Source organism: Pseudomonas sp. Q2-TVG4-2, from assembly GCF_013620795.1.
Lineage (GTDB): Bacteria > Pseudomonadota > Gammaproteobacteria > Pseudomonadales > Pseudomonadaceae > Stutzerimonas.
Genome location: NZ_LGLW01000008.1, coordinates 1 through 26,175 on the forward strand (window position 1 = coordinate 1; position 26,175 = coordinate 26,175).

The following is a 26,175-nucleotide window of genomic DNA, read 5'->3' on the forward strand; positions in this document are numbered from 1 at the left end:
ATAACCAAAACCAGACTATGACCAAAAGGAGCTCACTCCATGCACCTGGCAACGCGCTTCGCCGTTGGTGATGTGACCGGCCCCTTCCAATTCCCCCATGTTTCCGCACACCGTGCCTGGTGTGGCGCGGTGAACGGGCTATTCGGCGATTTCAAACGCTTCAAGGCGGACGAATACGCTGTGGGGGAATGGAAGCGCGCTCATCCGACAGCCAGTGTCCTGCGCTGGCTTGCCGGCTTCCATCGCTGGCGACTCGGCGGCTACGTAAGTCAAGCGGAGCTAACATCCCTACGCGACAGACGGCCCTCGTGAGCGGCCCATTCGATCTGTTGCTCGCCGGGGCCGGTCATGCACACCTGGGCGTGCTGCGGCTCTGGCGCGGCGGAAAAAAACGGCCGCCGGGGCGCATCGCTCTGATCAATGACGGGCCCTTCGCATGGTACTCCGGCATGTTGCCAGGTTTGCTGGCGGGACGTTACCACCCCGAGGAATGCCGCGTACCACTGCAGCGGCTGTGCGAAGACGCCGACATAGAATTAGTGATTGGTCGCCTAGTCGGGCTCGAGCCCACCATCAACTGCCTTGTGCTGGATGATAGCCGCCGCATATCGGCAGCCTTCCTGTCACTTAATCTGGGCTCGCTGCCCCAAAAGCTTCCTATGCCACAAGGCGACATGGCCTTGCTGCAAGTGAAGCCCTTCGCCGCCTTCATTGAAGGCTGGCATATGTGGCAACGCGACCCTCAGCCATTAGCCATCGTTGGCGGAGGTGCTGCCGGAGTCGAATTAGCACTCGCACTCGCCCCTCAGGTTCCAGAGTTAACCCTGCTGAGTACTGGCCAAATTTTGAAGGGACACCCCTCCGCATTGCGCCGGAGAGCTCTGAGTCATCTCGCCGAAGCTGGCGTAGCAGTTCGAGAAGGCCCCGCCATCGACGCTGCGGTGAACGGCGTTCTGGTCGCTGACAAGACGGTGGTCTGGAAGGGCACGCGGGCCATTCTGGCTACTGGGGCGACGCCCTTACCTTGGCTGAGCCAGGCCGAATTGGCTGTCGATGAGCGCGGTTTCATCCGTATAGGCAATACGCTGCAGAGCCTGTCTAACCCCCGAATTTTCGCGAGTGGCGATTGCGCCAGCCTGCCGGATACACCACGCAACGGCGTCTACGCGGTACGCCAGGGACCGACCCTTGCGGCAAACCTGCGCGCCGCGCTACTGGGCCAGCCTTTTCAGCGTTTCGTGCCGCAACGCCATACCCTTGCCCTGCTCGCCGACGGTCGCGAAGGCGCCCTGATGAGCTGGTCCGGCCTCACGGCAGAAGGTTGGTTGCTCGGTAGGTGGAAAGATCGGCTTGATCACAGCTTCATTAACCGGCACCGAAATACCCGCTCACCTGTCCGCGCATAAGCGTGGACAGACACCCCCCTCGCGTTGAATAAAACCTCGGCGCTAATCAAGGAGACATCAAATGAAAAACTGGACCCTGGCCTTGCTGCGTGTGTCATTGGGCTGGCTGCTGGTCATCTGGGGCGCAGACAAGATATTCAACGTCGAGCATGGAATGGCCGTCGCGAACAAATTCTACTTCGGCTTTCTCGCGGCCGAGAGTGCACTGCGCTTGGGCGGTGCCCTGCAAATGCTAGTGGGTTTGGCGGTGGTGGTCGGCTTCGCGCGGCGCTGGGCATACCCTGTACAGCTGCTAGTCAATAGCGCTTCGCTGTTGGCTGTCATGCCGTCGGTCGTCGATCCCTGGGGATGGGTATTCGAAGGCAGCAACGAATTGTTCTACCCGTCACTGATCATTTTCGCTGGCAACTTGTTGTTGATCGCCTACCGCGACGATGATCGATTGGTGCTGGATCGCATGCGATCCGCTCGATGACAGCAGCGTTAATACGTCCAACGACGTGGCGAAACCCAAGGAGATCAGTGCCAACGTCGCTTCAATCCGAGCCAAGTGATACCGAGTATCAAGTGGAGTATTTATGGGAGAGAAGCGGGCCTAATCAGGCAATTGCATCACGGTGACACAGCACAGTTATCCGTGCACCATCGCTTCCTCGTGGCGATGGCCGCCGGCTAGCCGACCAGGCCTTGCTGATGATGTGGTACGGAGACTTGGCTAAAAGCCTATGCCGTTATCATGGGGTTCGAGCGGCTGGCGGCTGCGCACATGGACGGACCGGCCGCCTGATTCTTCAAGGCGCAAGGGTAGACGCCTGTGTGGGTACAGCCGCCGGACTTGCCCCCGCTGCCATCGAACAGAACGTAATCGATCACCCGGCCAGGTAGTCTGCAAACGACCCGCCCCGTCGACGGCAAGCAGAAGCCCAGGGTCGATGTCGCGTTGCCGTGTCGGCCATCAAACTGCACGCCGTGAACTCGGTAGCTGAACTGCATCATTCGTATGACCTATAGCTCCTTCATGCGAATAAGTTTCCCAGTCTTAGCAACCCGCATGGTAACTAAGCTTGCTGAACGGCTTAATTACCTGCCTGATAAAAGCGGCACTGGGCCGCCCGAAAAAGACTACATTTCATCAGCACAGACTGTTCCGAAAGTACGCTGGCGCCCAGTTCTGTAAGTCCGCCACAATCCGCTCGAACTGCACGAGCGCATAGACCTCGTTGCGATATAAATCGCGGCTAAGCCGAAAGTGTCAGTTATATGTTTTTCTTTACGACCGTTGGGCCGACAGCAACGAATTCGACAGAATGCGAGCGCTCTCAATTAAGAGGGCGACAAGCCGAACGCAGTTCGCCGGATGCCCTTAACAACAAAACGGGAGAACCAGAATGAACCATTCAACAACGGCTTCAGAGCGAAACATTCCGAAGGGAATACTTGCGGGATTCATTGCCACCTTGGTGCTGTCCGCCATGATGATTATGAAAGCAATGATGGGGTTCATGCCGCAACTCGATGTCATCGCCATGCTCAGCGGCATGCTTGGCGTAGGAAAATCAATCGCCTGGATTGTACATTTCATGATTGGCACGTTGGGTTATGGCATTTCCATAGCGTTGTTGGCTCGCACATTACCGGTCTCTGCGACCGTCGCCGGGGTGATTCTTGGGACTGCTGGATGGCTCGTGATGATGATCGTGTTGATGCCAATGACAGGCAATGGCTTGTTTGGCATGGATCTAGGGTTAATGGCTCCGGTAATGACCTTGATGCTTCATCTTATCTTCGGCGCTGTGCTGGGTTGGGTTTACGGCAGAAGCGTTAAAAACACCTCGTCCCGCCACGATACCGCTCATCGTGTTGACCACTGATAAACAGTTTCAGCGCTCTGTTACAGACTGAGCAAAACCCGCCAAACAGGCTTAACCGCAGAAAGGTCTTGATAATGTAATCAGCCGGTAAAACGAATATCCGAGTTCCTCGTTCTACATATAATTACGACGGTTTAATCCAAGAACGCTTGGCAAGCATGTGACGTTGGTAATGTCTTCGCCGGGGCCAGATGCCTGGCGCATCTGGCCCCCGATTTCACCGTTCAGGGTATCGACGGCAAGACATGGCGATTGAACGAATTACGAGGCCAACCCGTTGTGCGAAGAGATGCCGGCGCATCACAGCATGGAGCAAAAACGCCAGCAGGCTCGACGTCTGCGAGATGAAGATGACGCCACCCACAGGCAACACACGGAGCTACCGAACCGCCTGCTGCTCATCGGCACGGCATGCCGATGAGCCTTTCGCAGCGAATTCGCACTAAAGGAAGGCGAACTAGGCATCGATTGCAATCGCCAAGCAGGATCGGAACCGCGCGCCCTATCGAGGCCTGGCGAAGCGCTATCGCCCCGGCCAGGCACACCCGACGCTCTGTTTCTAACAGGCTAGGGCTACCGCACATTGTTTAGTAGACACGCGGCGAGTCGACCCACCAGGTAAGGGGCCTAGACACCTGCTTCGCGCCGCAGCGCTGCCTGTCCGGTCGTTTTGGTTGATGCTCTACCACCGCTAGCGAACAACCATCGCTTGCGTTGCCTCATCCGTGGTGAGCACACCGCTGGCTATGTATCGAAAGTTGATAAGGGCCGCCTCATAGCCGTCGCCTAGATCGGGATGTCGCCCCGCCGCGGTAGCGTCTTTCACCACCACTACTTCAAAGCCTTGTTCAATCAGCTCTCGCATATGCGCTTCGACACAAAGATTTGCGGACATGCCCGCCAAAATTACTTTGCTATAACCATGCTTACGCAACTGCAACGCCAGATCATTATTCTCGGGCCCCATAATCTTATGAGGGCTACAAACAACAACGTTGTCAGCATTAATCAGAACCTTATAGCGTTCGAGCCAATCAGCGCCTGAGCCCTCAAATCCTTCCAAATCAAGCGGACCTTTACGACTGTACATCTGAATCTCATGCATCTTATTTTCAATCGTCCCGCCGAATTTCCAGTCGTTATCGTGGGGGAAATAGTAGTGGGGAGATATAAAAACCTTGAAAGCTCCTTCTCTCGCCGCATTAAAGATGCGTTCGATATTTTCGATGGTGTTATTTTCCGCTACACCCTCGTGCACCAATGGCCAAGCGGCACCCTCCGGGCTTAGGAAGTCGTTCTGCGGGTCGGTGATGACTACGGCGGTATCTGTATTATTGATATTCATGCTTGCGTGCCTTTCTCTGGTGATAAGGTATTAAGCCGAACTATAAAATTGCGCTTATTCGTACATCTCAGCGGAAGTGGAATCAGTTGGCCACGACTCGACGTGTCCCCAGCCTTACGGCTTACGCTAAAGCATAGACCTTGGACCGTACTCCAAGGTCAAGTCCAAGCGGCCGGCATCGCGAGAAAAATACTCCGGCTGGCTTATCAGCCTACTCGACGGTAGCGCCACTGACGTCCGTGTCGAATGTTTATGAGGCAAGTTCCGAAACGCCTCAAGATGGCCAATTAATTGGGAATTGCATCTAATCGGCTAAGTTTTTCCATAACATCACTCATACCCCAATGGTCAGAACACTGTCGGGGTCAGAAGCGCCTATTGGTCGCGGGCTTTAATCTTGCTAAACATGTAGAGGTTACAGCTGGATAAAAGTAGGGTCTTCCGGTCTCTTAATTTTGAACTGTCAATACAGACCAAGGTCCACTCTGTTACATCATGGGATTTTGTAAACGCTGCGTAAAGATTGACAAGCCGTCACAGCCGGCGAGCTATTCCACTAACCTGCTGCGCTAACGATGAGGAACCGACAATGACACAGAAACTAGCAAAAGAAATCGCCATTGTTACTGGCTCTGACTCCGGTATCGGACAGGCGACCGCTATCGCCTTTGCCAAAGAAGGCGCCGATGTCGCTGTCACTTATTTTCACGATAAAGAAGGCGCCGAGAGAACCAAGCGCGGTGTGGAAGCCGAAGACCGTAAAGCGATTGTTGTGCACCTGGATCAGCGTGACCCGAACAGCGTTGACACCTTGTTTCGCGAGACTCGAGAAAGCTTGGGCACGCCCACGATTTTGGTCAACGACGCGGGCATCGATGCGACCGGTAAGTCTGTTAAAGATATGACCTTGGAAGAATGGGACGACTCCATTCGAACCAATCTTTACGGCCCGTTCTTCTGTTGTCAGCGATTCATCGCAGGCCTCGAGGGCACCGAGCAACACGGTACGATTATCAACATCACCAGCGTCCATCAGGAAATACCGAGGGCGGGGGCTGCTGGTTACGATGTCGCGAAAGGCGGGCTGAGGAACCTGACCCGGACCCTTGCCCTGGAATTGGCTGAAAAAAATATCAATGTGAACAACATTGCGCCAGGCATGGTGTTGACACCTTTCAACCAACAAGCAATCGACGATCCCGAGGTACTTAAAAAACAGGTCCAGTCGATCCCGATGAAGCGCGCGGCCGAGCCGGAAGAAATCGCCAATGTAGCGGTGTTTCTCGCATCGAAAGAAGCGCGCTACGTGCACGGCACAACCATCGTCGTCGATGGCGGCCTTATGCAATTCCAGGGGCAAGGTGCGTAACGCTTTTTACGTTAGGTCGTTTTAAACATGAAGGGGGCGCCAGTGGCAAAAGTGCCAGAGATTCGAGACCTCGGTCTGATCGGTGACCAGAAAACGGTGGCAGTACTGGACCGTTGGGGCTCGATTCTTTGGTACTGCCCTCGACGCTTTGACCGTGCCTCACTATTTGCGGCTTTGCTCGATCCCAATAAAGGTGGCGTATGGGATATTCAGTTGCCGCACGCAGTTGCCACGGAGCGGCGCTATGTAGGAGACAGCGCTATCCTTGAGACGTCGCTCAGCCTGCAGGGCCATCCATTTACCATTACTGATTGGATGCCCGCCGGAGATAGCTCGCCAAGCGGCATCTGCCGTCGCTTTTCGATTGCTCCCTGCGACACGGACATAGTCATCTCGCCCGCGCCTAACTATGCACAGGATGCTTTAGAACTCGAAGTTACCGGCCAAGGCGTTTGTGTCAATGGCCAGCACTGGCTCTATGCGTCCCATCCCATATGGGTTAAGGATCAAACGGCAAGCTTCAAGGTTCCCAAGGGCGAGTGCGGTTGGGCGGTATTGGTCGACGAAGCGATCGAGCGCCCGAGCGCTTCGCTGCTGGAGTCCTGGTACGACTCGACCCTGAGCTACTGGAACAAAATAGCCACGAGAATTCATTACAAAGGCCCGTATGTTCGGCAGATTGCCGATTCTTTGCGCGCGCTTCGCTTACTTACCTATGCGCCGAACGGCGGCGTGATTGCAGCGGCCACCACCTCATTGCCAGAGGTGCTGGGAGGGAGCCGCAACTACGATTATCGGTATGTTTGGCTGCGCGATACTGGGATGATCGTCAGCGCCATGGTCCGGGCTGGCAGTGCGGGAATTGACGAAAAGCGGTTTCTGGAGTTCATTTGCGCCTCGCAGCAGCCCGATCCCAATCAACCGCTACTACCACCGTTCATGTCCCTGGATTTTCAATCCGCGCCGAGTACGCAAGAGCTTCCTCTCGCTGGATATCGCAGTAGCAGCCCCGTCCTCATGGGCAATACCGCAGGTCAGCAGCTCCAGCTCGATGGGTTCGGTAACGTCCTACTTGCCGCCAAACTCATCTATGGCCGACACGACACGCGCGATCACTGGGAAACCGTCGAGAAGATCGCAGACTTTCTCGCGGAACATTGGCACGAGCCCGATCACGGCATCTGGGAAGAAAACGAAAAAGCGCAGTACACCTTGGGCAAGGTTATCTCGTCTTGCGGCTTACGCTACATTTCTGAATGCACCGAGGATCAAGCCCAAGCGGAGCGCTGGCGCAACACGGCACACGAGATCCAGCGGTATGTCGCCAGCCACTGCTTAAACTCCGAAGGCGCTTACGCTGCGATTGCCGGCCAGGAGGCAGTGGATGTCTCCGCCGTGCTCTTTCCAATCTGGGGTTTCGCGGCAGCCGATGCCTCAGAAATAACGGCCACGCTTCGCGTTCTAGAGCGCGATTACTGCCAATCCGATTTGTACTGGCGCCATCTGGAGAACTTCGACTCCAGGAAGGAAGGCGCATTCCTGGCTGGCACGATTTGGGTGGCTCAGTATTGGATCATGCGCAACGATCAGGTGCGTGCATCAAGGATACTGGACGCCGCACTGACTTATTCAAACGACCTGGGCTTTTTTGCTGAAGAAGCCGATCCTCAAACTGGAGAGATGCTTGGCAACATTCCGCAGGCCTTCACACACGCAGCCCTTATCGGAGCGGTGGTCGACTACAAATCCGCATTCCAATCCACTCATGAAAGGACTCACATTCCGGCAAACTGCTCGGAGAACCTAAAAGCTTGAGCAATATTTAAGTTCAAGCTCGGTAAACGAAGAGCGAACTATCCGAAGCATGGCCAGAAACACGATGATCAGCTCCCGCCGCTTGCCAGATTCAGCTTTCCCATCCTGAAGTCCGCGGCAGCTCGCCGCGGTTCAGGAGGAGTCAACCAGTAGCACGCAGGAGCGCGACCGAGGTCACGACTGGCTGGTACTTCCGAGCGCCGGATAATCGGTATAGCCGCGCTCGTCGCCACCATAGAAGGAATTGGAATCCCACTCGTTCAACGGCGCGCCTCGCCGAAACCGCTCCGGCAGGTCGGGATTGGAAATGAACGGACGGCCGAAGGACGCCAGATCGCATAGCCCCGCTTCGATACGCTGGCGCGCCTCGTCGGCGGTGTAATGTCCATTGCCAATATATGGGCCTTTGAAGTTGGCTCGGATCGCATCGATCACCTGTTGAGGCCGTCCTTTTTCGAGATTGCCCTGAAAGGAATCTTCGACCACCTCGATGTACGCGATGCCTGCCTCGTTGAGGCGCTTGGCGAACGCGCCATAGGTACCGACCGGATCGGCATCTCGCATGTCATTGAAGCTACCGGTGGGGCTGACGCGGATGCCAGTACGCTCGGCACCCCAGACGCCGATTACCGCATCGACGACCATCATTGGGAAGCGCAGGCGGTTCTCTACCGAGCCGCCATATTCATCGGTCCGCTGATTACTGTCGCTGCGAAGAAACTGGTCGATCAGATAGCCATTGGCGGCATGAATTTCCACGCCATCGAAACCCGCGCGTTTGGCATTCTCCGCGCCGATCCGGAACTGCTCCACCACTGCAGGAATTTCGTCTGTAGCCAGTGCTCGCGGTTCTGAGATATCAATCATCCCCGATTCGGCGGTGATGAACGTTTGCGCGCCTTTGGGCTTGATCGCCGAAGGGGCAACCGGTGTCTCGCCATTGGGTTGCAGTTGTGAATGAGAGATGCGCCCTACGTGCCACAGTTGAAGGTGGATGCGCCCGCCCGCCTCATGCACTGCCGTGGTGATTTGACGCCAACCCTCGACCTGAGCATTAGAGTGAATACCGGGCGTGAACGCGTAGCCTTTGCCCTGGGGCGAGACCTGAGTGGCCTCGGCGATGATCAACCCTGCTCCGGCACGTTGACGGTAATACTCGACGTTGAGCTCGTTGGGCACGTCGCCCGGCTGCGAGGAACGCGACCGGGTCAATGGCGCCATGACGATCCGGTTGGGCAACGTCAGATCGCCCAACTTGAAACTACGAAACAAGATGTCGTTCTGTTCGCTCATAGATACTGTTCTCTCGGGTTAATGAAATGAGGCGCGTGGCCGGTGATGTCCCATAAAATCTGAACGCCATACCCCGAACAGCAAGTTCGACGGCCGACCAGGCTGCGCACCTGCTAGCTGCTGGATTGGGATTAACGGAACGGTTGCGCGCGACATAGAGATAGCGCAAGCCGCTGGCGCTGCATGCCGAGAATACGCTCCGGTCCCGACTGTCTGATGGCGCGCTAAGCCATATAAGCGTACCTATAAAAACGGTGTCTAGCCTTACCCCGCGCAGCAGGAGAGCTGTTTAACGTCCTTGGAAAACGTCTGTGCTGCCAGCTTTAGGCCCTCGACCATCGTCAGGTAGGGAAAGAGCTGGTCGGCCAGATCCTGTACCGTCATGCGAGCACGGATGGCGATCACCGCGGTCTGGATGATTTCGCCCGCGTCCGGTGCCACTGCCTGCACCCCAAGCAGGCGGCCCGAGCCAGCCTCGGCGACAAGCTTGATGAAACCGCGCGTATCGAAGTTGACGAGCGCGCGCGGCACATTGTCGAGCGTCAGCGTACGGCTATCGGTTGCCAAGCCGGCCCGCTCGGCTTCTGCTTCGCTGTAGCCAACGGTGGCGACTTGCGGATCGGTGAACACCACGGCCGGCATTGCATCAAGGTCCAGTTTCGCATCGCCGCCGGTCATGTTGATTGCTGCACGCGTGCCCGCGGCGGCTGCGACGTAAACGAACTGCGGCTGGTCGGTGCAATCGCCCGCTGCATAGATATTCGGTGCGCTGGTGCGCATGCCCTGATCGATCAGGATGCGACCACGCTGGTCCTGTTCCACTCCAGCACGTTCCAGGTGCAAGTCCTTAGTGTTGGGTGAGCGTCCGGTGGCTATGAACAGGTTATTAGCTCGCAGCTCGCCCTTGTCAGTGGTCAGTACGAACTCGCCGCAGGCATATGACACAGCGCTTGCCTGGGTGTGTGTCCAAACTTCGATGCCCTCGGCGCGGAAAGCGGTTGTCACGGCCTCGCCTATGGCCGGGTCCTCGCCGGAAAACAGCGTGCGCCGGGCAAGAATGGTGACCTGACTGCCCAAGCGGGCAAATGCCTGCGCCAGTTCCAACGCGACGACAGACGAGCCAATCACTGCGAGCCGTTCCGGAATGGTCTCGCTGACCAATGCCTCGGTGGATGTCCAATACGGAGTGCCGTCGAGTCCGGGGATTGCTGGAATGGTCGCCCTCGCGCCTGTTGCGACGAGGCAGCGGTCGAAGTTCACTTCGCCCTCGCCGCCTTCGGCTAATGTCACGGTCAGGGTATGGCCATCTTTGAAACGCGCCGCGCCGCGGATCACCTTCACTGCATCGCTACTGTCCAAGATGCTTTCGTACTTGGCGTAGCGTAGTTCGTCGACGCGGTCTTGCTGCTGCTTTAATAGCCGGTCGCGCAATACAGTCGGAGCTGCGGCCGAAAGCCCTCCATCAAAGGGACTTTCGCCGCGCACATGCGCGATGTGCGCGGCGCGGATCATGATTTTCGACGGTACGCAGCCGGTGTTGACGCAAGTTCCGCCAATGGTGCCGCGCTCGATCAGGGTGACGTTCGCACCATTCTCAATAGCCTTAAGAGCGCCCGCCATGGCGGCTCCGCCGCTACCGATGACGGCAACGCGCACCGGTTGCTCCCTGCCCGCCCGCAACGTTTGCCGACCTGACGCCTGGACGAGTGTACCGGTAGAACTGCCGACGACCCGCGCGCGATAACCGAGTGCCGTGACCACCGCGATAAGCGGCCCCAGGCTCACATCGCCATCGGTCACGACCGCAGCCAACCCTTGCGGATAAAAAACGCTCGCCGAGCGCACACCCGCCACCGTCTCCAATGCCTGCTTGATATGTTCCGCGCACGATCCGCAGGTCATGCCCTCCACGTTAAGCTGAATCATTGGCTTTCTCCTGTTTTTGCATCGGCTGATACACACCGGCTTTACGCTTTGTTCACTCCTTGATCGACGCGGGATAGCCTGCGTTCTCAATGGCATTGGTCAGGGCTTCTACACCAGTCTTGGCATCGTCAAAGGTGACGATGGCCTCACGGTCGTCATAACTCACATCGGCACCAGTCACGCCATCGACCTTGGTCAGTGCCTTTTTCACCGTGAACGGGCAGGCGGCGCAGGTCATGCCCGGCACTGACAGGGTGACGGTTTGGGTGGCAGCCCAGACCGGCACGGCGATGGGGCTGGCGAAAGCGGCGAAGGCGAAGGCTGCGAGCACTTTTTTCATGGCAAAGTCCTGATCAGTAAAACAAGGGAAGAACGTAGGGGAAGCCGAGCGCGACCACCACCAGAAACGCCACCAACCAGAACAGCAACTTATAGGTGGTGCGGATCTGAGGGACCGCACAGACTTCGCCCGGCGAGCAGGCCTGCGTCGGACGGAAAATACGCCGATAGGCAAAGAACATCGCGATCAGCGCTCCGCCGATGAAAATCGGTCGGTAAGGCTCCAGAATTGCCAGATTGCTGATCCATGCCCCGCTGATGCCGAGCGTTATCAGAATGAGGGGCCCCAAGCAGCAAGCGGAGGCGACGATTGCGGCAAGCCCTCCGGTGATCAGCGCCGCACGGCCGCTTGGTGGTCCCGCCATGGCTTCCTTCCTATCGATGGGTGAATGACCTAAGCTTGATTCCGTAGCCAGCTACGGAGTCAAGCGTTATGAAAGCCAAACTCGACAATCTCACCATTGGGGTTTTCGCCAAGGCAGCCGGCGTTAACGTCGAGACCATTCGGTACTACCAGCGCAAGGGTCTATTACCCCAGCCCGAGAAACCCTACGGAAGCATCCGCCGCTACGGCGATTCGGATATCGCGCGCGTCAAGTTCATCAAGTTTTCGCAGCGTCTCGGCTTTAGCCTGGACGAAGTGGCGCAGTTGCTTACGCTCGAAGACGGAACGCACTGCGCTGAAGCGGCGGAAATTGCAGAGCACAAGTTGGCGGATATAAGCTCTCGCTTGCAGGACTTGAAGCAGATGCATACGGTGTTATCTGAATGGGTGAGTCAATGCCGTAGTCGGGATAACGATACCCGCTGCCCACTCATCGCATCATTACATCAGGCGGCAAGCAACGCTCGCTTTGCTTGCCAAGCAACTATCGATTGACTTTGCTCTCGGGTTCGAATGGAACCGTCTAACGGATAGACAGTATTCTGATAGAGCGTCGTTTGGACGCGAGATCCGATGCCGATCGCTCTCGGAAGGGGAAGGCGAATGCTTGGGATAACCAAGCTAAGGACCGAGCCAATCAATAACGCCATAGGTATAACTGCGACCCAAACTTTATTGCTATATCGCAGTTGTTACTTGGGCTTTTAGCTGAAGCCGATGCAAGCCTCCTAATAGTTTCTCTCTTATCAAAGAAAGCCATTTCCCAAATCAAAGGCCGCCACTCGGGTTACGTGAGAGGTAGAGAGCTTTTCGCCGCCCTCCGCCCTCCGCCCATGCTTTTCATGCTCGGTGGTTTATTCCATTGCATTTTGCCAACCACCATCTTTGGTAAATTGACCAAGGCCACCAGAAGATTCACCTTCAAAACCGCGTTTCCATAAGCATAATTAGATGTGTCGTGCCGAGCCGTTGCAAATGCTCCGGAGGCATTCCCGTTGTCTGACGGCCGACCTGTTTTGGCAGAACGACATGCCGTAATTGTTTCGGCTATGTTTTTTGCTAAACGCTCGGGAGACGTCAACTCAATCCTTTTATGGCATTTATCGACCGCTTATAGCCGTACATAGGTACGTCTCTCATGGTGAACGCGGTGTGTTTATTGATATCAGTAAATAAACCGTTGCCTTCGAAGTGAAGGCGTAGCCAGTGATCGAAAGTGTTTCAGCTGCAACCCCTTGGGGGTAACTTCATGAGCGATCTCACGTGCCGCTACAACCAAGGGCCGTCGTTACCGCACCGATGGCTGAGGAGTGGGTTTCGCGCAACCACTATGGTCATCTACGGGCGGATCGGTGAGCCTGAGGATGTGCCAAGGCTGCGGTCTGGCTTGCCTCGATGACTTCGAATATATCGTCGGCACGCCCTGCTTGTAGATGGCGGCATGCTGCTCGACCCCGCTTTTCAGGAAGAAGGCTAAGCGTCAGCCGCGCTGCACACGCGACAGCTACCGCATACCTGCCCAAGCCCGCTCTACAACTCGCGAATTCAAGAAAAGTTGCTTCTGACAGCCCGATGTTCATCAGTGAAAGAGGAGGAAAATCATGAACAAACAATACGGACTTATTGTAATTGGCGCGGGAACGGCTGCCATGGGGGCGGCAATGCGGGTCCAGCAGGCCGGCCGAAAAGTAGCTGTCATAGACTTTCGGCCTTTTGGCGGGACCTGCGCGCTGCGTGGCTGCGATCCCAAAAAAATGATGATCAACGGCGCCCAAGCACTGGATCATGCCCAGCGCATGCAAGGTAAAGGTGTCGCTGGCGAGGTGCGCATCGACTGGCTGGAATTGGTGGGCTTCAAGCGTAGCTTCACCGATCCGGTCCCTGAAAAGCAGGAGCGCCGGTACGCCGATAAGGGCATCGATACCTATCACGGGCGTGCCCGATTCACCGGCCCCAACACGCTCGACGTAGAAGGCCAGTCACTCGAGGCAGAGAACATCCTTATCGCTTCGGGTGCAGAGCCGATTCCGCTGGGCATTCCCGGTGAAGAATATTTGATTACCAACGAAGGGTTCCTGACCCTGGAAAAACTGCCGAAAAAGATCGTCTTGGTCGGCGGCGGCTATATCGCCGCAGAATTTTCTAACCTTGCCGCCCGGGCGGGTGCAGAGGTGGTGGTCTTACAACGGGGCACCCGGATGTTGAAGCACTTCGATCCCGATCTGGTCGATTGGTTGATGGCGTCGTTCCAGGAAGCAGCAATCGAGGTGCGCACCGGGACGAAGGTCGAAGCCATTGAGAAGATCGGCGAGGGTTACCAGGTGCGGGCGTCTTGCGGCGAGCAAAAGCTTCAGATCGAGGCCGACTGCGTGGTCCATGCCGCCGGACGCGCACCCGATCTAAAGGCCTTGAATCTTCAGGCTGCAGGGGTCGCGACAGAAGGTGGCAAGCTTAAGCTCAACGAATACCTGCAAAGCGTCTCCAACCCGGCCGTTTACGCTGCCGGCGATGCCGCACAGGTAGGCCCTCCCCTCACCCCAGTTTCGAGCCATGACGCCAAAGTAGTCGTAGCGAATCTACTGGAAGGCAATCGCCAGGTGCCCAACTACCAGGGCGTTCCCAGTGTAGCTTTTACGATCCCGCCTATTGCGAGCGTTGGCTTGAGCGAGGCGCAGGCGCGTGAGCAAGGTTTGAAGTTCAGTCTTAAAAGTGAGCAGGCCTCCGGCTGGTTCACCGCGCGTCAGGCCGCCGAGTCGGTTTATGGCTTCAAGGTTCTGGTCGAAGAAGAATCCGGCCGAGTGCTTGGCGCCCACTTGGTGGGGCCAAATGTCGATGAAGTGATTAATTTGTTTGCCTTGGCGATCCGTCATGGCCTGACGGCTGAGGACATCAGATCGACGATGTTTGCCTATCCAACCGGCGCCTCCGATATCGGTTATATGGTGTGATTGCCGATTAACTGCACTGTTTGGCTGACCGGTAGGAAACGGGTTCCTGCCTAGGTGGCAGATCACAGCCGGGAAGCGGCACTGCCATGGCGGGTTGAGGGCACGGCGTGGTCTCAGCGAAATGTTGTTTGTCCGCTCAAACCGGGCGGTCCAGCAGAAGGAGGAGGATATTAGGGCTCGTAGCGGATGCGACAAAATGAGCAAAGCACCGCAGCACGTTCTCGACAGGCCGAGGCATTCAAACGACAGGTGATGATGTGTGGTTTAGCTGCCGGCATCCAAATGTACCTCGGCCGTCCAAGCTGTAGCCACGCAGTGGTCGCTTATGCCCAAGCCCTTTGATCTGAATCCCCGACTTCGTTCCGATCTTGGGGCTCTTCTCGAATGGCACGCGCCTGGCCAAGGCAGACTCTCCTCGGAATTGGACCGGAAATGTAAGTAGCAGGCGTTACATTTCCGTAGTAACGTCTACACAATGTCCTGGATATTGCTAATACTCTCTCTGCCCACTGGAAACGCGACGGCTCGGATGCGGGCTTGGCGCTCTATTAAAACGTTGGGAGCAGCTTCGCTTCGCGACGGCGTCTATCTGTTACCTGCCCGCCCCGATCATGTCGATAAGCTGGAAGGCATTGCCCGAGATGTCCGGCAGGCTGGGGGAGTCGCTCATGTGCTGCCCACCGACGACCCGGAGGCCGACGGGTTTTCCGCACTGTTCGATCGTTCAGAAGAATACGAAGCATTGTTCTCAGCAGTTGCGGAGCTACGCAGCCGGCTCTCGCCAGACTCGGCAATGGACGTTATGAAAGAGTCTCGAAGACTGCGTAAACGCTTTACAACGCTGTCACAGATTGATTTTTTCCCCGGCGCTGCTCTTGCTCACGCCGACAACGCGTTAAGGGAACTGGAAACCGACGCCAGCCGAATCCTGTCGCCTGATGAGCCGCTACCTGCTTCGAATCCCATCCCTGTTCTCAAGCGTGAAGATTACCAAGGCAGAGTTTGGGCGACACGTAGCCGCCCCTGGGTGGATCGGCTGGCGAGCGCCTGGTTGATTGCGCGCTTCATCGATCCGGCCGCGCGGTTTCTATGGCTGGCTTCTCCGAACGATTGCCCCGATGACGCGCTGGGTTTCGATTTCGACGGGGCGGCGTTTACCCACGTGGCTGAAAAGGTCACCTTCGAAACTTTGCTGGCGAGCTTTGATCTGTCTCAGCCCGCTCTGCACCGGATCGGAGAAATGGTGCACTACCTAGACGTGGGCGGCCATCAGCCACCAGAGGCTTCCGGGGTTGAGTGTGTATTGATGGGTCTTCGCGCGACCTATGGAGACGATGGGCAGCTATTGCTGGCGGCCAACATGGTCTTCGACAGCCTTTATTCAACCTACGCAAAGGGTAAGTAACCATGCAAGCGTCGCCTGGCTCGAGCTCCTCGCCTGATAGTACGAAACGAAATACAGAAGAAACGGAGGGGACCAACATTAACGAGTTTGGTCACCAGATTTCCTTCGCGGAAGCCCTGCGTGTCTGGCTGCGGATCGCGATGCTGAGTTTCGGTGGCCCTGCCGGTCAGATCGCAGTTATGCATCGTATTTTGGTAGACGAAAAACGATGGGTCAGTGAGAACCGCTTTCTGCATGCCCTCAACTATTGCATGGTGTTGCCCGGCCCCGAGGCCCAGCAACTGGCTACCTACATCGGCTGGCTGCTGCATGGTGTCAAAGGCGGGCTCGTGGCGGGCGGCCTGTTCGTGCTACCGGGGTTCCTAAGCATTCTGGCGCTGAGTGTGCTTTACGCAGGCTTTCAGGATGCGTCCTTAGTCCAGGCGCTGTTTTTTGGCATCAAGGCAGCGGTGCTGGCGATAGTGATCCAGGCGGTTATCCGAATCGGCAAGCGCGCCCTCAAAAACGCCTACATGTACGCGCTTGCAGCCGTTGCCTTCATCGCAATCTTCTTCTTCGCTGTACCATTTCCGGTGGTAATCCTCAGTGCTGCCTTCATCGGCCTCTTGGGACGGCATGTTGACCCAGAGCGGTTCGTGGTCATCAAAGGGCATAGTGCCCCGGAAGACGTTGATCAGGCGATCGATACCATGATGGATGGCGGCGGGGCGCAACACACAAAAGCAACACGCAAGCGGGCCCTCAACGTACTCGCCGTTTGGTTGCCGTTGTGGTTCATACCGTTGATCGTATTGGCGGTTGCGCTAGGCAACGACAATGTTTTCACCCAGATCGGTTTTTTCTTCAGCAAGCTGGCGGTCGTCACTTTCGGTGGTGCCTACTCAGTCCTCGCTTACATGGCTCAGGAGGCGGTGCAGAATTACAACTGGCTAGCGCCAGGTGAAATGCTGGATGGTTTGGGCATGGCGGAGACCACGCCCGGCCCTCTTATCCAGGTGGTGCAGTTTGTGGGTTTTATGGGCGCCTTCCGAGCGCCTGGGACGCTCGATCCGTTCACGGCGGGTATTCTTGCATCGATGCTTGCGACCTGGGTCACCTTTGTTCCCTGCTTTCTGTGGATTTTCCTCGGAGCGCCCTATGTGGAAAGACTGCGAGAAAATCTGGCAGTGAGCGCGGCACTATCGGCGGTGACTGCGGCGGTGGTGGGTGTCATGCTGAATTTGGCCATCTGGTTCGCAGTACACCTCGCTTTTGGGGAGGTAAATACGGTTCGAGCATTTGGTATGCAACTGCTCGTGCCGACGTGGAGCAGCGTTCAAATCGCCAATGTTGTGCTGGCGTTAGGCGCATTCATTGCCATGCTGCGCTTCAAGATCGGTATGTTACCGGTCATTCTCGTCAGCGCGCTGTTAGGTATTGGTTACTACCTGCTATTCGCAGACGCTCCGGCTATGTAGCGCGCACCAAGTGGTCAAATATCCGGCTTGTTAATCTGGTTCACCAACGAGCGGGATGAAATCAAAGTTAAAAGATCGAGGATCGTTATGAATACCCCTCTGTTTAGGGCACTAGCCATCGTATCTGCGCTCCTAGTCGCGCCAATATCCATCGCTGGTGGCTCCATTGGACCGGACCTTGAGCTAATTCGAAAAGCGACGGACGCACCGGTGACGGTCAAACCGGACGGTGTCGTGCGGATCAGCTGGCAACGCGACGATGTGCCCGTCATGGTAGATGGCGTGAAGCTGCCGGCGCCGGCAGGCCTGGGCAGCTGGGCGGCCTTTAAGGCAGTACCTGATGGCGGTGTAATGTTGATGGGAGACACAGTGGTATTCGAGGATGAAATTACGCCTGCCATGGATGCCGCTTTCGCTCATGGCCTGGAAATCACTGCCTTGCACAACCATTTCGTGTTCGACCGCCCGCCCGTTTACTTCATGCACATCGGGGGTCATGAGCAGAGCGCCGAAAAGCTCGCCCTAGGTGTTAAAGCCATCTGGGACGCCATCAAGGCAGTGCGCAAGGAGCACGCCACCCCAGTGGAGCGTAGCTCCAGAAGTGCTTTTGAAATCACCGGTCAATATGACATCGAGTCGCTGAAAACCATTTTGGACGCCGAGGGCAGCCTCAATGGTCCGGTACTGAAATTTACCTTTGGACGCAGCGCCATGATGCACGGGGCGGACTTTGGCGAGTCGATGGGACTGTCTACCTGGGCGGCTTTCTCGGGGAGCGAGGACCAAGCCATCGTCGACGGGGATTTCGCTATGACTGCCGACGAAGTCCAACCTGTTATGCATGCCCTACGCAGCGCCGGCATTCACATCGTCGCCCTTCATAACCATATGATCGGCGAGACGCCACCTTATTATTTTCTGCATTACTGGGGAAGTGGCAAACCCGAAGAACTAGCGCGAGGCGTTCGTTCCGCTTTGGACACCCAGCAAAAACCCGGCGCTGCGCACTAACGGGTCACAACGTCGATTTCTAAATGCCAAAGCAGCCTGGCAATGCTTTGGCGAGAAAACTTGCCGCAACCTAACCCCCCCTGAGCCCTTGGTTTTCCTGGGGGCGTACCGTTGTTTGCAGCGCAGGACGCACAGTGTTAAGCACGTTGCGCTCGGTGACGGAGTATCTGCACACCGACTACGTCACCCTCGGCACCACGCTCGGTCCGCATCTTTCGCCACCGCTGCACGGCACGCCTCGATCTGTGCACTAGGCTAGGTCAGCAGTGCTGAACGTTAGAAAGCTAAGCACAACAGCACCCTATCGTCTCATTGAACTGGTGCGACCAAGGTTGCCCGCAGCTGATACGTCACTGGGTAGCGTTGTTTATTCCAGACTAAACCTTATACCGCTCGGATCGAGCCGAATTCGCTGGTGCGTCAATGAACCAGCCAGGAACACCATATTTTTTATACCGTAGCTCGTTCGGATCATGAACTCGAACGTACCACGCTTATCATCTGCGTCTAGAACCGCGGTCGGCCGGTAAGGAACCGGCACCATCGCCAGAGAACCCTTGAACTGAGCAGTTAGACGTCTGGTTAGCTATCTCATCGAGCGCCCCCTGCGCTGCCAGCTAACTGGTGGCTTCTAATAAGGTCGATTGACCGGCCGCGTATGAAACACATCTGGCCTGATTTGCCCCGTCCTTAATATCGTGGGGCCATGAGCGTTCGCGCTATCGATAGCAGCGAGTCATCCCGGAAGCGATCACCGATAAATTGGACGCCTACAGGAAGCCCCCGCTCGTTATGACTCAACGGCAGATTGAGACAGGGCACTCCAAGCAGCGTCCAGGCTCTGCAAAAAAGGGGATCACCCGTGGATTCCAGACCTTCGGGTGCCGCTCCCGGCGCACTGGCCGCAAGAATAACGTCCACCTCCTTCACAAACACTTCAGATAATAACCACCGCAGCCGTTCAGTCTCTCGCTTGGCAGTGACATAACGGTGATACGGAAGCCCCATTCCCTGCTCGAGAAGTTCGACCAGTTTAGCTCCCATCTCGTAAGCATGCTGCCGGTACTCGCCTGCCAGGGATTGAGCCGCTTCGTAAGCCAATACCGCTTGCTGATGCTCAATCAGCGCATCGAACGCAGCATCAAGCCGCAAGGGAGCAACACTCGCGCCTCGCCGCTCCATCAAGGCCTGTGCCTGACTTACCGCCTGCTGGACCTCGGCCGTTAATTTTGCGTCGGTCGGCAAACTGCATATTCCAACTCTTACCCCCAACAGATCATGCCTCGATTCAATACGCGCCGACCGAGTAAGCGCAGAGAACGTGGTGCAAATATCGTCCACGTTGTTTGCGAACCAGCCCAAGGTATCCATAGAGGGGGCAAACGGCTTGATCCCTGCAAAGCTGACAGTGCCAAACGTGGGCTTGTAACCGAATACGCCGCAGTAACTTGCAGGACGGATGATGCTACCCACCGTTTGCGTGCCAAAAGCCAAAGGCACCATACCGGCCGCTACTGCCGCCGCTGACCCGCTTGACGACCCGCCCGGGGTGCGAGACAGATCATGCGGATTGCGCGTCTTGCTGGGCTGGAAATAGGCCAGTTCAGTGGTTACCGTTTTGCCTAGTATCACTGCTCCCTGACGCTTCAACAGGGTCACCAGCGGAGCGTCGACCAAGGAGCCAGCGCTTGAAAGATAACCTCCGGTTCCCCAGGAGGTGGGCATGTCCCGTGTCTCGATAAGGTCCTTGAGGCCAACGGGGACTCCCTTGAGCGATGCATGGTCAGCCATCGCCAAGTCGAGCTTGGGCGTCTCGTCCGAAAGGTACTCCCATGCCTGGATATGCGCTTCACGGATCGCGATTTGTGTACGGCAGGCCTGCCACCAATCGGCCAGTTGACTTTGGCCTAAGGCGAGCCGGCGCTGGTACTCTTCAATGGTCATGCCTTGATGCGATTCCATCACGCCACCTCCCAGGCTGTTCAGACCGATTCGGGCACCTTTGCATTGGCTTACTTAACGCAAGGAGGTAGGCCGAGTACCGTCAATGCGTTGCCTAGTTTGGCTTCTATCGCCTGACCGATTGCTAACAGGCGAGCGTCCTGCCAGGGCGCAGCTAGAACCTGTAGCCCCACCGGCATCCCGGCAGCGTCCTTGCCGACCGGCAAGGTCAATCCGCACAAGCCCATGAAATTGCCTATCACCGTGTTGCGCAACGCGAGCATGTTTGCCTTCGGGTAGGCGCCTTGAGGCGCCAAACTACCCAAAGCTGGCGGGGTAATGGCTACGGTGGGCGTCAATAGCGCATCGATAGTGGCAAGCCGTTCGACTGCGCTTGCCGAGAGCGCGTCGATCATGGTGCGGCGCCTTATATATTCCCAGGCTGGGATATCGTCGGCTGCCTTGATGCGGGCCGCGACATTAGGATCTAGTGCATCAAGCATGTCCGGTAGCTCGGCATGGAGGAAGGCTGCAAGCTCTGATGCTGCCACACCTCCCTGCCGGAATAGCAGATAGGCATCCTCGGTGCGAGGCAGATCGACCGTAACGATGCGGGCACCGCCCGCTTCGAGCTGATGGATCGCAGCCTGCACGGCTTCGGCAACACCGGGGCTGCAGTCTTCCCAGAAAAAAGCATCCGGCACGCCAAACGTCAAATCGGCCAGGTCGGGCGCACCAGGCACCAGCCCCCCCTTGCCGTATAGCTCGCCGTCGAGTGCGCAGAAGGCGAAGGCCAAGTCGTCGACACTGCGAGCCAGTAAACCGGGGCTATCCAGCGTTGAGGAAAGCGGCACGATCTGCTGCGTCGACCAACGTCCTCGGGTTGTTTTCAGGCCGGCCACGCCAGTCATTGCTGCTGGAACACGAACTGAACCGGCTGTGTCGGTACCCAACGCCAGCGCTGCGGTGCCGCTGATCAATGAGACACCGGCACCGGCACTCGACCCGCCTGGTACTCGATGGTTGACCACGTCCCAGGGATTACGCGGGGCGCCCCAATGAGCGTTGGTGCCCAAGCCTCCGAAGGCAAACTCTACCGTGTGGGTCTTACCCATCACGCTGGGCAGCTGGCGCAGCAAGGCCGCTACCACGGGGCCGGCTTGCTCCCAGCGCGGAGGTAGGCGCCGTGCCGAACCTGCGTAGGTGGGCATGCCGGGGACTGCGAAAATATCTTTGATAGAAACAGCCATGCCCATCAGAAGCCCCGTATCGCCTCCAGCGGACAAGACCGCGTCGGTTGCTCGGGCAGCCCTGAGCGCAGCATCGCCGCTCCAGGTCAGATATGCGTGATCATGCTCGCCGCGAGCACTGAACTGCTCAATTGCCGACTCGGCGAGCTCGGTGGCGCTAAGCGTGGCCTGACGCAACCTGGCATGTTGTTCACGCAACGGGAGAAGGATTGGGGACTCGTTCATGGATGGACCTCTCATGGAGTGTCGTCATGGCGATTGGAGCAAAAGCTCCCGCGTTAACAGTTCAGAAGCGTTTCGGTCGTGTCCGCCAAGACGCGCGTTGCAATCGTGGCATCGTCGCGCTCGATATGCTCATCAGGGTGATGACTGATACCGGCCCGGCATGGCGTAAACAGCATCGCCGTCGGGCAAACGTGGACCAGATGAATCGCATCGTGAAAGGCACCGGATACGAGTTCCGGTACGTCAGGGCAGTATCTACCGGCACTCTCACGCAAAGCGTCAAGTAAGCAGTCGGGGAACATCACCGGCGCCACTCGCGACGAGACCTTGAGGCTAACGCTACAGCTACTCCACTGCTGTTCAGCCAGTTCATGAAAGCGAGCATCAAGGGTGCTCAATACAGCCTGACTGGGATGACGAAGATCGATAGTGAACGTTGCCCGTTGGGCAATGGTATTGACCGAATCTGGCCAGAGGGCGAATGTCCCAATCGTGAAGCGCAAGTCATCATCCTGTTCGAGCGTGGCGGCCTTTAGCGCTGTGATGAGTTCATGCGCCCCGTCGAAGGCGTCGCGCCGTGCGTTTCGAGGCGTGGTCCCTGCATGGTTGGCCTGCCCCTCGACGGTAACCTGATACCAGTTCACGCCTTGAATGCCATTGACCACGCCCACCGGCTTACCCAGCGCCTCCAGAATTGGCCCCTGCTCGATGTGCAGCTCAAGAAAAGCGTGGGGCACAAAGGGCCGTGGTCGATAGGCGAGACCATGGGCGCCCAGCAGCGCCAGACATTGCGTCAAAGCGTCGCCGAAGCGGATTCCCTGGCCGTCGATTGCATTAACTATCTCGTCATACTGGCGTTGGCCGGCAAACCATGAAGAACCTGAAGCGCCTGGCGCGAAGCGGGCGCCCTCCTCGTTGGTCCAAGCAACCACTTCTACCGGACGGTGCGGAGTAATATTTTGGTCATGCAGTGTGCGTAGCACGGCCAGGCCAGCCAGCACGCCTAGCGCACCATCATGTGCCCCGGCGCGACGCTGGCTGTCGAGATGGCTACCGATAAGCAACGGTGCTAGAGCGGAATCTCGCCCCTCCAGGCGCAGAAAAACATTGCCCAGCATGTCGTAATAGGCAGAGCAACCCAATGCCCCGCCCTGCTCCGCCAACCACAACCGCGCCTGGTTATCCTGTTCGTCCAGAGCTAGTCGACAAATACCCTTTGGCTCGAGCCCGCCAATGCGAGCCATTGTCCGCACATCGTCCCAGAGGCGCTGCCCATCGAGGTGTTCACCGAGGAGCCATCGGCTCATACATGCAATCCTTCTAGTAGATTAGCGACGGAAGATATGTACTGAACCAAGGCACGTAAGTAATGATTATCAGTGCAAGCAGCATCAGTCCGATCAACGGCAGACAGGCCTTGAACACCTCCTGCAGGGTCATTTTGGAAATCGCCATCGCGACGAACAGGTTGAGCCCCACCGGCGGCGTGATCATACCCACGGAAAAGTTGATGAGAGTAATGACACCAAAGTGTGTTGCATCAACCCCGACCTGGGCCGCGATCGGCTGCAGGAGGGGCGAAAGGACAATGATTGCCGAGGCACTATCGAGAAAGAAGCCTGCGACGATCATTACCACGTTGAACAGAGCCATGATCTGGACAGGATCCTCGCTCAGCGATAGGACCTCCCTAGCCAATTGGGTTGGAGCGCCGGTGATTGCCAGTAGCCAGGAAAAAGCCGAAGCGCCCGCAGTAATCAACAGCAATGACGCGGACATTAGCCCGGAGCTGTTCAACGTCCCAGCCAGAGTTTTGAGATTGATTCGGCGATACACCACCATGCCGACGAAAAGTCCGTAGCAGCAGGCGACAGCTGCTGATTCAGTCGGCGTGAACACGCCGCTATAAATTCCACCCAGAAGGATGAACGGCAGCCCCAGCCCCCAGGCTGCTGATTTGAACGCAGTAGCAATCTCACGGAACGAGGGGAAAGGCGTTCGCGCATAGCCCTTGGTGGTCGCGTAGAGGATGCAGTAGGCAATGAGCAGCGATGCAATCAGGATTGCCGGAAGGAGGCCTGCAGCGAACAATCTGCCCACGGAGGTGCCGGTCACTGATCCATAGATAATCAAGGCGATGCTCGGTGGCACTATGGGGCCGAGTGTACCGGCCGTGGCGATCAGCCCGATCGCGAAACGTTTATCGTAGCCGGCTGCAACCAAGGCTGGAAACATGATGCTGCCAATCGCTACCACGGTTGCCGGGCTGGAACCGGAAATGGAACCAAAGAACAGGCAAGAGAGAACCGTGGCCGCCCCTAGCCCACCCGGCACCCAACCGACAAGCGCTTTGGCCAGTTCGATCAGCCGCTCGGACAGCCCGCCAATTCGCATCAGTTCGGCAGCCAGGATGAAGAATGGAATAGCCATCAACGAAAAGTTATTCATTCCTGAAAACATTCGCATCGGGACGATGACCGGGTCGGTATGCCCGAAGAACTGGATAGCCAAGATGACTGAAAAGGCCAGCGCTGCGAAAATCGGTAAGCCGAGCAGCAGCACAGCGAAAAAGATAGGCAGCAACGCCGTTATCATGAGTCTCCCTCTTTATGAGACGCCTTGCAGGTGCTGCTCAGACCAGCTTGTCTTTCTCCGAAGCAAGTTCTTCGGCCAAGCTAATCGGTGGCCTAACCCAGGCTTCCCGAATTACCCAGCAATAACGAATGACCAGAAGAACCCCGGAAAGGCCGATGGGTAGATACACCCATGCCATGGGAATGCGTAGAGCCGGCGAGAGCATGTTTCGCTTCAGAGTGCTGCCGAACAACCGAAATCCGAAATACGCCAGCGCTATAGCAAAAGCAATCCCCAGAACCGCTGCCATGATATACAGCCAGCGGTTGAAGGCTGGGGGCACAAAGGCATTGAGCACGTCGACGGAGATGTGCACGCCGTGACGAACGCCCATGCTGGCGCCTACGAAACTCATGCAGACAATGGAATAGATGACGACTTCTTCCGCCCATGACAACGAGTTATTGAAGCCATATCGGTAAACCACTTGGAACGTCGTGACGCTGGTAGCAATCGCCATGAATGCAACCATCGCCACGTTCTCTAGACGGTCAATAAACCTGTTGAGCGCGTCAAACATGAAATCAGCGCTCAATGCCAGCGGTGTCATAGACCTTGTTCAACAGGTCGGTCGTTACGATGTCTTCGTACTCTTTATGTACCGGCATGCTCGCCTCGACGAAGGCCGCCCGAGCCTCGTCGGTGATCTCGTTGATTTCGATCTCGCTGCTGATCTGCTCAAGAATCTTGGTTTCATCCTGCCTGGTCAGCTCGCGAGACGTATCACGGCCATTGTTGAACGCATTGATCATGACCGCCTTCAGATCTTCCGGCAGGGAGTCCCAAGCGCTTTTATTGATAACTGCCGCGTAAGCGTGGTAGGCGTGATTAGTCAATGACAGGTATTTTTGCACTTCATGGAAGCGCATCGTATAGATGTTGGCCAGTGGGTTTTCCTGCCCCTCGACCACGCCCTGCTGCAGACCGTTGTACACCTCGGTAAAAGCCATTGCCGTGGCATTGGCATCAAAATTTTCATACGTCGAGATGATGATTGGCGCCTGCATGGTCCGCATACGGATATCGTTTAGGTCCGCAGGTGTTTTAATCGGCCTCACGTTGTTGGTCATGTGCCGGAACCCGGCGCCCCAAAAGTTAACCCCGTACATGCTGTCATCTTCGAGCGTATCGAGAATTTCACGGCCCACCTCGCCATCCAGAACCTTAACCATGGTGTCGTAATCCGATAGTAAGAACGGCAGGTCGAGAATCTGCATACGCGGCTCGAAGTTTCCCAAGGTGGCGGTGGGCGGAATGCCAATATCGACCAATCCCATCTGGATCTGCTCGATGATTTCGACATCCCCACCAACCTGGGCAGCCGGCAGCACTTCGATGCTGACGCGGCCGTCCGACCTCTCTTCGACCTCTTCCTTGAAGCGTAACGCGGCTTGGGCATTGGGCGTGTCTTCGATCAGAACATGCGCGAAAGTGAAGTTGTATTCTGCCGCTTGCGCCTGAGTGATGCCGAACGAAGCGGCGGTTATGGCAATCGCTAGAGAGAACTGGGTGATCTTATTGGACATGTCAGCACCTATCGTATGTTGTGGTTCCG

General features: G+C 56.8%; 22 protein-coding genes. 11 read left to right on the plus strand and 11 right to left on the minus strand.

The features are described 5' to 3' along the window. Positions 1-39: 39 nt before the first annotated feature. The 4 genes from H3028_RS21320 (at position 40) to H3028_RS16880 (ending at position 3,277) form a co-directional block, all read left to right on the plus strand. On the plus strand, positions 40-312 hold the full coding sequence (locus tag H3028_RS21320; protein ID WP_375154427.1) for a hypothetical protein: 273 nt from the start codon (positions 40-42) through the stop codon (positions 310-312). Further along, entirely contained in the window at positions 309-1,406 is a 1,098-nt protein-coding gene (locus H3028_RS16870; RefSeq protein ID WP_309109557.1) for an FAD-dependent oxidoreductase, read from the plus strand. The genes H3028_RS21320 and H3028_RS16870 overlap by 4 nt, the downstream gene beginning before the upstream one ends. A gap of 61 nt (positions 1,407-1,467) precedes the next feature. Beyond that, on the plus strand, positions 1,468-1,881 hold the full coding sequence (locus H3028_RS16875; RefSeq protein ID WP_181298392.1) for a DoxX family protein: 414 nt from the start codon (positions 1,468-1,470) through the stop codon (positions 1,879-1,881). Positions 1,882-2,794: 913 nt separating this feature from the next. Continuing rightward, the gene (locus tag H3028_RS16880) at positions 2,795-3,277 is read left to right on the plus strand and encodes a DUF6789 family protein (protein ID WP_181298393.1); all 483 of its coding nucleotides are present in this window, start codon (positions 2,795-2,797) and stop codon (positions 3,275-3,277) included. Positions 3,278-3,968: 691 nt separating this feature from the next. Here the strand turns inward: H3028_RS16880 and H3028_RS16885 are convergent. Continuing rightward, complete coding sequence (locus H3028_RS16885) at positions 3,969-4,622, minus strand: cysteine hydrolase (RefSeq protein WP_181298394.1); 654 nt, start codon at positions 4,620-4,622, stop codon at positions 3,969-3,971. 589 nt (positions 4,623-5,211) lie between these two features. Here H3028_RS16885 and H3028_RS16890 point away from each other — a divergent pair. Beyond that, on the plus strand, positions 5,212-5,991 hold the full coding sequence (locus H3028_RS16890; protein WP_181298395.1) for an SDR family NAD(P)-dependent oxidoreductase: 780 nt from the start codon (positions 5,212-5,214) through the stop codon (positions 5,989-5,991). A 42-nt stretch (positions 5,992-6,033) separates the two neighbouring features. Next, entirely contained in the window at positions 6,034-7,806 is a 1,773-nt protein-coding gene (locus tag H3028_RS16895) for a glycoside hydrolase family 15 protein (protein WP_219920235.1), read from the plus strand. 174 nt (positions 7,807-7,980) lie between these two features. Here H3028_RS16895 and H3028_RS16900 read toward each other — a convergent pair whose 3' ends face one another. From H3028_RS16900 to merT, 4 genes are all read right to left on the minus strand, one after another. Beyond that, entirely contained in the window at positions 7,981-9,099 is a 1,119-nt protein-coding gene (locus tag H3028_RS16900) for an alkene reductase (protein ID WP_181298397.1), read from the minus strand. 264 nt (positions 9,100-9,363) lie between these two features. Then, entirely contained in the window at positions 9,364-11,025 is a 1,662-nt protein-coding gene (merA, locus tag H3028_RS16905) for a mercury(II) reductase (protein ID WP_181298398.1), read from the minus strand. Between the two features lie 52 nt (positions 11,026-11,077). Next, positions 11,078-11,365, minus strand: a complete 288-nt coding sequence (gene merP / locus H3028_RS16910) for a mercury resistance system periplasmic binding protein MerP (protein WP_181298399.1) — start codon at positions 11,363-11,365, stop codon at positions 11,078-11,080. A 13-nt stretch (positions 11,366-11,378) separates the two neighbouring features. Then, complete coding sequence (gene merT / locus H3028_RS16915; RefSeq protein WP_181298400.1) at positions 11,379-11,729, minus strand: mercuric ion transporter MerT; 351 nt, start codon at positions 11,727-11,729, stop codon at positions 11,379-11,381. Positions 11,730-11,797: 68 nt separating this feature from the next. Between merT and merR the strand changes: the two genes are divergently transcribed. From merR to H3028_RS16940, 5 genes are all read left to right on the plus strand, one after another. Beyond that, positions 11,798-12,244 (plus strand): Hg(II)-responsive transcriptional regulator, encoded by a 447-nt coding sequence (gene merR, locus H3028_RS16920; RefSeq protein ID WP_181298401.1) that lies wholly within the window; start codon positions 11,798-11,800, stop codon positions 12,242-12,244. Between the two features lie 1,106 nt (positions 12,245-13,350). Then, positions 13,351-14,697 carry an NAD(P)/FAD-dependent oxidoreductase gene (locus tag H3028_RS16925; RefSeq protein ID WP_181298402.1) on the plus strand — a complete coding sequence of 449 codons (1,347 nt, stop codon included), beginning with the start codon at positions 13,351-13,353 and terminating at the stop codon, positions 14,695-14,697. Between the two features lie 475 nt (positions 14,698-15,172). Then, positions 15,173-16,102, plus strand: a complete 930-nt coding sequence (locus H3028_RS16930; protein WP_181298403.1) for a chromate resistance protein ChrB domain-containing protein — start codon at positions 15,173-15,175, stop codon at positions 16,100-16,102. 2 nt (positions 16,103-16,104) lie between these two features. Further along, entirely contained in the window at positions 16,105-17,559 is a 1,455-nt protein-coding gene (chrA, locus tag H3028_RS16935) for a chromate efflux transporter (RefSeq protein WP_181298404.1), read from the plus strand. Positions 17,560-17,646: 87 nt separating this feature from the next. Beyond that, entirely contained in the window at positions 17,647-18,570 is a 924-nt protein-coding gene (locus H3028_RS16940) for a DUF1259 domain-containing protein (RefSeq protein ID WP_181298405.1), read from the plus strand. 690 nt (positions 18,571-19,260) lie between these two features. On the opposite strand, the gene H3028_RS16945 is transcribed toward H3028_RS16940, so the two are convergent. From H3028_RS16945 to H3028_RS16970, 6 genes are read right to left on the minus strand one after another with little or no spacing between them, the layout of a single operon-like run. After that, positions 19,261-20,532: an amidase gene (locus H3028_RS16945; protein WP_181298406.1), complete on the minus strand. Its 1,272-nt coding sequence runs from the start codon at positions 20,530-20,532 to the stop codon at positions 19,261-19,263. A gap of 50 nt (positions 20,533-20,582) precedes the next feature. Continuing rightward, complete coding sequence (locus tag H3028_RS16950) at positions 20,583-21,986, minus strand: amidase (RefSeq protein ID WP_181298407.1); 1,404 nt, start codon at positions 21,984-21,986, stop codon at positions 20,583-20,585. A 53-nt stretch (positions 21,987-22,039) separates the two neighbouring features. Then, complete coding sequence (locus H3028_RS16955; RefSeq protein WP_181298408.1) at positions 22,040-23,293, minus strand: M20 family metallo-hydrolase; 1,254 nt, start codon at positions 23,291-23,293, stop codon at positions 22,040-22,042. A gap of 13 nt (positions 23,294-23,306) precedes the next feature. Further along, entirely contained in the window at positions 23,307-24,581 is a 1,275-nt protein-coding gene (locus tag H3028_RS16960; RefSeq protein ID WP_181298409.1) for a TRAP transporter large permease, read from the minus strand. A gap of 37 nt (positions 24,582-24,618) precedes the next feature. Next, the gene (locus H3028_RS16965; RefSeq protein WP_219920237.1) at positions 24,619-25,170 is read right to left on the minus strand and encodes a TRAP transporter small permease; all 552 of its coding nucleotides are present in this window, start codon (positions 25,168-25,170) and stop codon (positions 24,619-24,621) included. Next, positions 25,145-26,146 carry a TRAP transporter substrate-binding protein gene (locus H3028_RS16970; protein WP_181298410.1) on the minus strand — a complete coding sequence of 334 codons (1,002 nt, stop codon included), beginning with the start codon at positions 26,144-26,146 and terminating at the stop codon, positions 25,145-25,147. Before H3028_RS16970 ends, H3028_RS16965 begins: the two co-directional genes overlap by 26 nt. Positions 26,147-26,175: the final 29 nt, after the last annotated feature.